Source organism: Streptomyces viridochromogenes, from assembly GCF_001270495.1.
Lineage (GTDB): Bacteria > Actinomycetota > Actinomycetes > Streptomycetales > Streptomycetaceae > Streptomyces > Streptomyces viridochromogenes_A.
Map to the genome: position 1 here is coordinate 1 of NZ_LGUR01000246.1, position 6,860 is coordinate 6,860.

A 6,860-nucleotide genomic window follows, 5' to 3' on the forward strand; every position below is an offset into this window, starting at 1 on the left:
ACAACGGGCCTGGGCGGGGTTCCCTCCTCGGTCGGACAGCTCCGCCGTACCAGGGTTCCGGGCGCGGTGTCCTGGCTCGCGCAGCGACCGCGCAGCGGCTCGGCCTGGACTCCGTGACCGGGTTCCTGGTACGCCCCCTGGGGTGTCCGGCCGAGGAGGGAACCCCGCCTTCCCCACCCGCACCACAACGACGCCGCACCCAACCAACAAGCCCCCACCCCCTCCGAGAGAGGACCCGCCGGAGGCAAGAAGCCTTTCCGGCCGGCGCCAGCGTCACCACAAGGTGACCTGCTCGGCCGACTTCCCGCCCGACCAGGCCCTTGTCGGGGCCAAGGGCCACTCGGCTGAGGTGGATGGAGGGCGCGGCGCTTTCACCGCGGGGCAAGAGCCACCTTCCTCCTCCCACCGGTCAGCGGCGTCGCGCTCGGCGCGGGCCTGCTGTTCGGTGAGCAGGAGCGGCTTCCGGTACAGCTTCCGCGCACTGGAATCGAGGGGCGGGAGTACGCGGGCGGCGGCCTTCTGGTCGTCTCGGCGCTTGTGGCGTCGCCGGACTCGGGCGAACCGTGCCTCGTAAGCGGCTTGGTCGCTGTCGTGGAGCCCGGCCGGGTGGAGGCGAGCCAGTTCAAGGGCGGCTTGGCCCATCGGAGTTGGCGTCAGTACGCGAGTGCCGTCCTCCTGGCGGACGGTGACAAGGAAGCGCGCGGCGAACAGGGCCTCGGTCCGCTCGCGGCTGATCCGCCGGCCACCGTTCCACACGCCGTACCGTGCTGCCTGCCGGGCTCGCCCGTCTCGCCAGTACAAGCGTCCGGACTCGGCGGCCTCCAGCACCCGGACGTGTCCGGCCGTCCAGCCGAGTTCGGCAACGTGACCTTCCGCGAGATACCGGTTCCTCGCCGCCTGGTCCCGGTTCTCCTGGTCCATGCCGGTGGCCGCGCGCTCCTCGGCCTCCCGCTCGGCTTCTTCACGACGGCGTTCGGTCTCCCGCTCGGCGTACTCGGCCGCCGTCAACTTCCGCTCCAGCTCCGCCCGCAGGTCAGTGCCCGTCGTCTCGGCTCCGGCGGCCGACTGCGCCCGAACAGCGTGGTCAACGGCCTCACGGGCGCAGTACAGCAGGGCACTGCTCTGCATGGTGGGGTCGTCGGCGTACTCCTCGGCGCGGTCGGCCCACTTCTCGGCCTCGACGGCTTCCTTGTGGGCCGCGTGCATGACCGCCTCCAGACGGGCGGCGGCACCGGCTCGGCTGTGGCACACGGCGGTCATGGCGTCGTCGGCTGCCGTGACGGCGAGGATGGCGGCCTGCCTGGCGACCTAGAGACAGGTCTTCGGAGACGGGTCTCCTGCCGGGACGGCCTGATGTTGGACGGCGCACGCGTTCTCGGGCATGGGATGTTCCTCGGGGTCTCTCGGTGGTGCAGTCGGCGGCGGAGGGTTCCTCCGTCAGGGAGGTGCCGCCCGCGGTCGCGCGGAGCGCGATGGACAGTGCCGTCGTGCCCGCAGAGCACGCCCGTTGGCCCGGCGTCCGGACGGGGCGGGAGGGCCGCCCGCGGCCCGGACGTTCCGGCCGGCTGCGAGCCGGGCCAGGCTGAGCCGTCCCGGAGGGACGCCCTTCGTACGGGGGCCAGTGACCGGGGCCGGCCGCCGACGCGGGCGGGCCCGGACGGTGGTGGGCGGAGCGTGGGGTGGGCGGCTCGATGCCGCCCACCCCACGGCCCGGCGGCCGGGGTCCGGCCGGGCGGTGGCTCCCGCCCGGCCGGGACCTGCTACGCGGCGACCGGTTCGCGTGCGGCGACGCGGCACCGGGTGAGTACGGTCTGCGCGGTCTCGCCGTAGATGCTGTGGTCCTTGACCGTGCCGGTCAGCTCGACCTCGTCGCCCTGGTCGGGGACGTCGGCGGCGGAGCTGAACCAGACGAACACGTTGCCGCTCGGGTCCTGGAACTTCACCAGTCGGCGGCGCTGGGTGTGGTAGCCGTACGTCCGGCCTTCCAGCTCGATCACGGTGGTGACGGTGGCGGTGGTGGTAATGCGCTCGCCCACGGTGCCCTGCGGTCGGGAGTTCTGGGCGGCCCGCTCGGTGGCCTCCTTCTCCTGGTCGCGGTACCAACCCGCGATGGCGGACACGAGCGTCGGCAGGTGGCGCGGGTCGACGGTCTCGTCCTTCGCCAACTGGCCCACCTTGTGGTGGTAGTCGGAGAGGCTGCCGTATCCCTGGACGGCCCACGCCCGGACGGCGGCGGCGGTGGTCGGCGCGTCGGGGTCGGCGTCGAGCGCGGCCCGCCACTCCATCGGGGCCTTGCGGTCGAAGAAGTACGCTTCGACGCCGTCGGCGGTCGGCATGGTGTTCTTCCACTGCTCGGACCGGCTGTAGAACCGGCCTTCGGCCTTGACGATGGCGGCGGTCACCCGCAGGACCTCGGCCACCGGGACGCGGAGATCGGCCGGGATGCCACCCTCGTCGCCGTCCCAATCGGAGTCCTTCAGCGTGCCGAACCTCCACAGGGCCTCAAGGCCCTTGATCGGCAGACCGGTGTACGGCTCGACGCATGTCGTGCCCAACTGCCGCATCTCGCCGTTCTCGTGGCGGGCGAGGTAGGTGGCGGTGCGGTGGCGGGCGACGGCGCACCCGTGGCAGAAGTTCTCGATGGCGCGGTACTGGCGCGCGGCCTCGGCGTCCTGCTCGGGCAGACCGGGGAACAGGCTGGTGATCGTCTCGCCCTCCTCGTCGTGGTCCAGGCGGGCGATGACGGTCCAGCCGTGGTGACGGGGGATGTCACCGGAGATCGTCACGGTGACGATGGGGCGCTTGCCGATCAGGCGGCCGTCCACGTCGTGGTAGTCCGCCAGGAAGGGCGCGGAGATGTCGAGCGCGTACGCGCTGAGGCGGTGGACGGCGGCACGGGCATTGGTGGCCTCGACAAGCTGACGGACGCGGGACTCGGCCGTGGCGGGGATGGAAAATCGCATGGCTGCGCTGGTCATCGTGGGTGCTCCTGCTGGTGAGAGAGGAATCGAGCGCCGGGCCGGGCGGGTTGCCCTCCGCGTACGGCCGGGGTCGGGCCGGCTGGCGGCCCGTGGGCCGGAGGGGGGTTGCCCTCCCCCTCCGACACCATTAATTAAACCATGTTTTGCCGTGTGGGGCAAACATCGCGGCCGGGGATGTCGAGTGCGGCGCGGTCGCGCAGGAACGCGGCGAACAGGGCGGCGGTGTAGCTGTCGGCGGTGCCGTACGTGCGGCGGCAGTCCAGCGCGCCGATGCGCTCGCCCCGGTGGCGGACGGGGAACGGCTGGCCGGGGGCCGGGATGGCGAGCGCGTACAGTCCGCGCGGGGTGTCCACGCGCAGGACGACGGCGGCGGCCTGGTGGTCGTAGGCGGCGGACCATCGGGCGGGCCCGATGCCGAACTCCGCAAGCCCGCCCGCGATGGCGCGGGCCTGCATGATGTCGGCGGTGGTGCTGGGGTCGGGCTCGGCGGGGGCGGGGACGCATCCGCAACCGTGGTCGTCGGCGTGGGTCTCGAACAGAGCTGTACGGGTCACCGTGGGGCTCCTGGGGTGGCCGGGGGCGGAAGGGTTCCCGCCCCCGGCGTCGGGCGGTTGAGGTGGTTACGCGGCGGCTTCGTCGTGGCTCGCCGGTTCGTCGGCCTCCTCGGCCTCCGGCTCGCTCACCTCCTCGGTGCCGGGCTCCTGCTCGGTCTCCGGCTCGCTGCCGGACGTGATCGCGGCGCGGGGCTTCTTCTTCGACGGGTCGTAGGGCTCCCCGTCCACGACCGACTGCTCGATGGGCGTCAGCGGGTACCCCAGGGACGCGAGCACCTGGAACCAACGGCCCGTGGGCTTCCGCGTCCACGGGGCGTGCTGGCTGTCCGTCCGCCACGCCGACCGGTTCGCGCACTTCTCCCGGACGGCGGCGATGGCCGCGAACTGGAGCTGCGGGGCCCGGCGCGGGTCCTTGGCGACATGCCCGGCGAAGCTGCCCCGGTCCTTCGCCTGCTCGGGGTTCAGGCCCAGGAAACCGGCCAGGATCTCGGTGGTGCCCTCCTTGTTCAGGTCGTCGGAGATTCCCCAACTGCCGTTCAGCAGAGCGTTATTGACGTGCCCGATCAGGGTGTTGGTGGTGTTCTTCGGCAGGTTGCGCCGCTTGATCAGGTCCGTGATCCACTTCCGACGCAGGGCCTCGGCCGCGTCCCAGTCGATGTTCCCCTTCTTGACGGCGGCGCGGGCAGCGCGCTCGGCTTCCTTCTCGGCGGCGGTCTTCGTGCCGCCGCTGGCGCTGCCCCCCTCGGGCACCGAGTGCCCGTACAGGCCGGGGGCGGAGCAGTAGGGCTCATACCGGTCCCCCCGCCGCTCGTCGAACACCCACACAAGCCCCTTGCAGTCGGCGTGCTCCTCGGTGCTGATGCCGCGCAGTCGCCACACGGGCATGGCCCGCTCGGACAGCTCCTCGGCGTCCCGGATCTTCTGCCCGGCAGCCTCCAGCTCCGCGCGGTGGGCCTCGGCCTTGGTCCGCTTGTCGCGCTTGGTCCGCTCGATGGCAATAGCCCAGTCGACGTCTCCGGCGTCGGCGTCATCCTCGGCGGCGACCTCCGTGATCGCGGCGAGCGCTTCGGCGTCGTCGGCAAACTCCGAGAGCGCGGCCAGGTGCTCGAAAGTCCACTCATAACTGCTAGCGCCCGCGACGGCGGCGCTCAACTTCTCATCCGACCGGACCTTGACCAGCGTCTTCACGTCCTTCTGCCGCACGCCTGCGGCCTTGGCGATGCGGCCGACCTGCGCGCCCGCCTCGGCGGCGCTGAACATGGCCTGGTTCATCTCGGACGGGGTGAGGCTCTTACGGTGCTGGGCGGTCGTGATCATGTCGAGGAACTGCCCGGCCGCGTCGCGGTCCTCGTCATCCCACTCGTAAGGCAGGTGAGTAAGGCCCGCGTCCGTCGCTGCGTGGTAGCGGCGGTTTCCGTCGTTGACCTGGAGGACTCCGCCGTCCAGTCGCTGGATCTTGACGGGGATGCGGCAGCCTTCGGCGCGGAGCGATTCCACGAACGGCGCGTTGATGTCGAGGTCTTCACGGGCGTTCTTCGGGTGCGGGGTGAGCGCGTCGATCCGGATGACGGGGCGGGGCGTGACCGGCACGGTCTTCAGCCCTGCGGCGACGGCGGCGGCCAGCCGCTGGAACCCGTCGATGATCTGCGGCACGTCGCCGTGGGTCCGCACGACGTACAGCGGCTCCACGACGCCGTTGCCCTTCACGTCGGCCAGCAGATCGGCCGGAGCCTCGATGTCGCGGACATTGCCGGGGTGCGCGGCGAGTTCGGTGACCGTGAGGGTCGGCCACGGGGCAGGGGCAGTCTGGACGCCGGCCTGGGTCTTGACGTTGGTCATCGATCCTTCTCTTTCTGGTGAGAGTTCGTTGGGTCGTTCGGCCCGGTGAAGGTGTCGGCCGGGGGGTTACCCTCCCCCTTCCGGCACCATTAATTAAACCATATTTTTGGGTGTGGGGCAACCAGGGCTGCCGTGATCGCCGTCACTCGGGTTCAGGGCTGCGGCGGCGCGGATCATCGCGGCGGCCTCGGCGGTGGTCCGCTCGGGCTCGTCCCCCCAGCACCACAGCAGGGTGCGCCGGTAGGCGTCCTCCGTGAGCATCAGCTTTCGCCACCGGACGCCGGACACGGGGCGGCCGTTGACGTGGTTGCTGAGCACCACAAGGGAGTCGAATAGGGCGCGCTGGAAGATGTCCCACGGTTCGCCGCGTACGGACCAGCGGGGCCGGGCGGCGCGCACGCCGCGCTCCCATGCGTGCAGCACGGTGCACGGCGCGGTGTCGCCCATCCGGCCGGGCTGCCAGAGGTGGTCACCCTGGTAGAGGCCGACGCGTTCGATGTGGTCGGCGGCGGCGGTGAGGATGCGGGCGGGGGTGGCCGGTGGCTTTCGAGACGGCACGGTATATCTCCTCGGGTAGGTCGCAGGCTCGGTAGCCGGGGGCGGCGGGCGGCCGCCCCCGGCCTCAATAGGGCTACGCGGCTATGGACCTGGCCGTGGTGCGGCCGATCCTCTTCCCGCCGATGTCGGCGCGGCTTCCCGCGATCCATCCGGCTCCGTACCCGTTGCCGGTCATGGTCGTTGTGCCGCCCTTCCGCGAACGCGGGTACGCCTGCCGGTAGTTGCGCTCAACGACGGCCTTGCGGTCCGCGAGCACAAGGGCCGCACTGCGGCCGGTGGCGGTGGTGTCGCCCCTGGCCCCTTCGCGTGCGCCGCGCTCGGCCTCCTCGATGCGATCGCCCACCCGATTGATGAAGCCGAGGAGCCAGGAGCGCCGCCACGCCCGCGCACCCTGGCCCGGCGGGACCGACCGAGCGGCCAGTCCGCTGTTCATCTGGAGGAGGAGAGAGGTGTACAGCAGCTCGACGCGCTGAAGATCGCTCGCGTACCCGAAGATGTGCACTCGGCGGGACGGGCCGCCGCCATCCCGGCCAACGTGGATGAGTTCGCAGCCGAGAGCGAGCGCGATGCGGTTGATGAGGCGGACCCGCTCCATCGCCCACGGGTTGTCCAGAACGATCTGACGGTCCGTCGGGGCGTCGCTGGCCGGGTTGGCGTCGTTGAGCATCGCCTGTTCGACGCCGTACTTCGCCATCATCTCGAACGCCCGCTTCCGGGCCAACTCCGCCTCCGACTCCGGCGTGCGGGGGTCCTCCGCCTTAGCGAGCAGGGCGCGGATGGTTTCGAGCTTCGCGGGGGCCTTCATGGTACTCACGTGCATTCTCCTGGCGAGAGAGGTTGTCGGCGGCCGGTCGGCCTACCGGTGCCGGTCGGGGGTTGCCCTCCCCTTCCGACACCACTAATTAAACCATGTTCTAGGGGTTGGGTC

Annotated in this window: 6 protein-coding genes; all 6 read right to left on the reverse strand. The window is 71.4% G+C overall.

Going from position 1 to position 6,860, the window contains the following annotated elements; all coding sequences use genetic code 11:
• Positions 1 to 273: 273 nt before the first annotated feature.
• Positions 274 to 1,260 carry a hypothetical protein gene (locus ADK36_RS39295; protein WP_053201018.1) on the reverse strand — a complete coding sequence of 329 codons (987 nt, stop codon included), beginning with the start codon at positions 1,258 to 1,260 and terminating at the stop codon, positions 274 to 276.
• A gap of 500 nt (positions 1,261 to 1,760) precedes the next feature.
• The gene (locus ADK36_RS39300; protein ID WP_053201020.1) at positions 1,761 to 2,978 is read right to left on the reverse strand and encodes a hypothetical protein; all 1,218 of its coding nucleotides are present in this window, start codon (positions 2,976 to 2,978) and stop codon (positions 1,761 to 1,763) included.
• Between the two features lie 134 nt (positions 2,979 to 3,112).
• Positions 3,113 to 3,535, reverse strand: a complete 423-nt coding sequence (locus ADK36_RS39305) for a hypothetical protein (protein ID WP_053201022.1) — start codon at positions 3,533 to 3,535, stop codon at positions 3,113 to 3,115.
• 66 nt (positions 3,536 to 3,601) lie between these two features.
• The gene (locus ADK36_RS39310; protein WP_053201024.1) at positions 3,602 to 5,374 is read right to left on the reverse strand and encodes a ParB/RepB/Spo0J family partition protein; all 1,773 of its coding nucleotides are present in this window, start codon (positions 5,372 to 5,374) and stop codon (positions 3,602 to 3,604) included.
• Between the two features lie 93 nt (positions 5,375 to 5,467).
• Positions 5,468 to 5,932 carry a DUF6197 family protein gene (locus ADK36_RS39315; protein WP_053201026.1) on the reverse strand — a complete coding sequence of 155 codons (465 nt, stop codon included), beginning with the start codon at positions 5,930 to 5,932 and terminating at the stop codon, positions 5,468 to 5,470.
• A 73-nt stretch (positions 5,933 to 6,005) separates the two neighbouring features.
• Entirely contained in the window at positions 6,006 to 6,737 is a 732-nt protein-coding gene (locus ADK36_RS39320) for a DUF2786 domain-containing protein (protein ID WP_053201028.1), read from the reverse strand.
• Positions 6,738 to 6,860 lie beyond the last annotated feature (123 nt).

Bases quoted from the DNA above. Each gene is read 5' to 3' on its own strand.
- ADK36_RS39295 (WP_053201018.1), bottom strand. From the start codon at position 1,260: ATGACCGCCGTGTGCCACAGCCGAGCCGGTGCCGCCGCCCGTCTGGAG.
- ADK36_RS39300 (WP_053201020.1), bottom strand. From the start codon at position 2,978: ATGACCAGCGCAGCCATGCGATTTTCCATCCCCGCCACGGCCGAGTCC.
- ADK36_RS39310 (WP_053201024.1), bottom strand. From the start codon at position 5,374: ATGACCAACGTCAAGACCCAGGCCGGCGTCCAGACTGCCCCTGCCCCG.
- ADK36_RS39320 (WP_053201028.1), bottom strand. From the start codon at position 6,737: ATGAAGGCCCCCGCGAAGCTCGAAACCATCCGCGCCCTGCTCGCTAAG.